This is a genomic window from Stenotrophomonas sp. P5_B8 (assembly GCF_054049855.1).
Window position 1 is genome coordinate 1 of the sequence record NZ_JBFULO010000548.1, and the last position, 2,103, is coordinate 2,103.

The 2,103-nt window shown below is 63.5% G+C and carries 4 protein-coding genes; all 4 read left to right on the forward strand.

Annotated elements, in window-relative coordinates:
- The coding region (minC, locus tag ACXJKH_RS19185; protein WP_457321756.1) for a septum site-determining protein MinC at window positions 1-313 on the forward strand (313 nt) is incomplete at its 5' end.
- Between the two features lie 36 nt (window positions 314-349).
- On the forward strand, window positions 350-1,159 hold the full coding sequence (gene minD / locus ACXJKH_RS19190; protein WP_256776357.1) for a septum site-determining protein MinD: 810 nt from the start codon (window positions 350-352) through the stop codon (window positions 1,157-1,159).
- Window positions 1,160-1,161: 2 nt separating this feature from the next.
- Window positions 1,162-1,422, forward strand: coding sequence for a cell division topological specificity factor MinE (minE, locus tag ACXJKH_RS19195; RefSeq protein WP_017355894.1), 261 nt, complete (start codon window positions 1,162-1,164; stop codon window positions 1,420-1,422).
- A 49-nt stretch (window positions 1,423-1,471) separates the two neighbouring features.
- Window positions 1,472-1,957 (forward strand): hypothetical protein, encoded by a 486-nt coding sequence (locus tag ACXJKH_RS19200; protein ID WP_457321759.1) that lies wholly within the window; start codon window positions 1,472-1,474, stop codon window positions 1,955-1,957.
- The last annotated feature ends 146 nt before the right edge of the window (window positions 1,958-2,103 follow it).

Here is a 2,103-nt window from a genome sequence, read left to right on the forward strand (position 1 = left end):
GACCAGCAACGTGCGCTCGGGCCAGCAGCTGTACGCGGAAAACTGCGACCTCACGGTGATGGCGACCGTCGGCGCGGGTGCCGAGGTGATCGCCGACGGCAGCATCCACATCTACGGTACGCTGCGGGGCCGTGCCCTGGCAGGTGCCCAAGGCAACACCACGGCGCGTATCTTCTGCCGTGAATTCCATGCTGAACTGGTCGCAATCGCCGGCCATTACAAGGTACTGGACGATGTCCCGGACACCCTGCGCGGCAAGGCCGTGCAGGTGTGGCTGGAACAGGACCAGATCAAGATCGCGGCGCTGGACTGATCCGGCGCCCACACAAAATGAATCAGGAGAAGTCCTTTGGCTGAAATCATCGTAGTCACTTCCGGCAAGGGCGGCGTGGGCAAGACCACCAGCAGCGCCAGCCTGGCATGCGGCCTGGCACGGCGCGGCAAGAAGGTGGCGGTGATCGACTTCGACGTCGGCCTGCGCAACCTCGACCTGATCATGGGCTGCGAGCGCCGGGTGGTGTACGACTTCGTCAACGTCGTGCACGGTGAGGCGACGCTCAAGCAGTCGCTGATCAAGGACAAGCGCTTTGACAACCTGTACGTGCTGGCCGCTTCGCAGACCCGCGACAAGGATGCGCTGACCCAGGAAGGCGTGGGCAAGGTGCTCAAGGACCTCGCCGCGGACGGCTTCGATTACATCATCTGCGACTCGCCGGCCGGCATCGAGAAGGGTGCGTTCCTGGCGATGTACTACGCCGACCGTGCGGTGGTGGTGGTGAATCCGGAAGTGTCCTCGGTACGCGACTCGGACCGCATCATCGGCCTGCTCGATTCGAAGACGCACAAGGCCGAGTCGGGCCAGGATGTGCCGGCGTTCCTGCTGCTCACGCGCTACAGCCCGGCACGGGTGGAAAGTGGCGAGATGCTGAGCATCACCGACGTGGAAGAGGTGCTGGGCCTGAAGGCCATTGGCGTGGTGCCCGAGTCGGGCGACGTGCTCAATGCGTCCAACAAGGGCGAGCCGGTGATCCTGGACCCCGAATCGGCGGCGGGCCAGGCGTATGAAGATGCGGTCGGCCGCATTCTTGGCGAAGAGCGTCCGATGCGCTTCACCACCGTGGAGAAGAAAGGCTTCTTCAGCAAGCTGTTCGGAGGGTAAGCATGGGACTGTTCGATTTCCTGAACCGGAAGAAGACCACTGCCGAAACGGCGAAGAACCGTCTGCAGATCATCATCGCGCAGGAACGCAGCCATCGCGGTGGCCCCGATTACCTGCCGCTGTTGCAGCGTGAGCTGCTGGAAGTGATCAAGAAGTACGTGAACATCGACGCCGATGCGGTAAAGGTGGATCTGGTGAAGGACGGGGAGCACGATGTGCTCGATATTTCCGTCGCCTTGCCGGAAGGTCCGCAACAACCCTGATGCGATAGCGCCCCTTCCCGTCCGGGCGGGGGCGCGCGACATGACCACGATGAACGATGCTGTGATCCAGACCGAGCCGCAGGTGACGCGGGTCGGCGATATCCGTTTCGACGATGCAGTTGCCCTGCTTGCGGCGCACGCGTTGCGTCTGCACCGTGTGGCCGAGGCTGCGCCGATTCCGGGCAGTTACTGGGGCGAGCCGGAGGCTGGGATCATCGGCAGCGATGTGTATGTGCGCGATGACACGCCAGTGCACTCGATGCTGCACGAGGCCTGCCACCTGATCGTGCTGCCGCCAGAGCGGCGTGCGCTGGTGCATACCGATGCCACCGATTCGGTGCCCGAGGAAGATGCCACCTGTTACCTGCAGGTCGTGCTGGCCGGGCAATTGCCGGGCGTGGGCAGTGATCGGCTGATGCAGGACATGGATGCGTGGGGGTATACGTATCGGCTGGGCTCTACGCGCGCGTGGTTCGAGCAGGATGCAGACGATGCCAAAGCGTGGTTGCTCGAACGCGGCCTTCTTCCTGCGTAAATCCGCATGCGCGGCCACGTCCGGGCGCGTGGCGACGCGCCCGACCTCGCGGCGACCTTCTTTTCACCCAGCGCAGTTCGAGCAGGATGCTGGATGCACTTGCCTGATTGATCGAACACAGATTGCTTCTGCCGTAGAGCCGACCG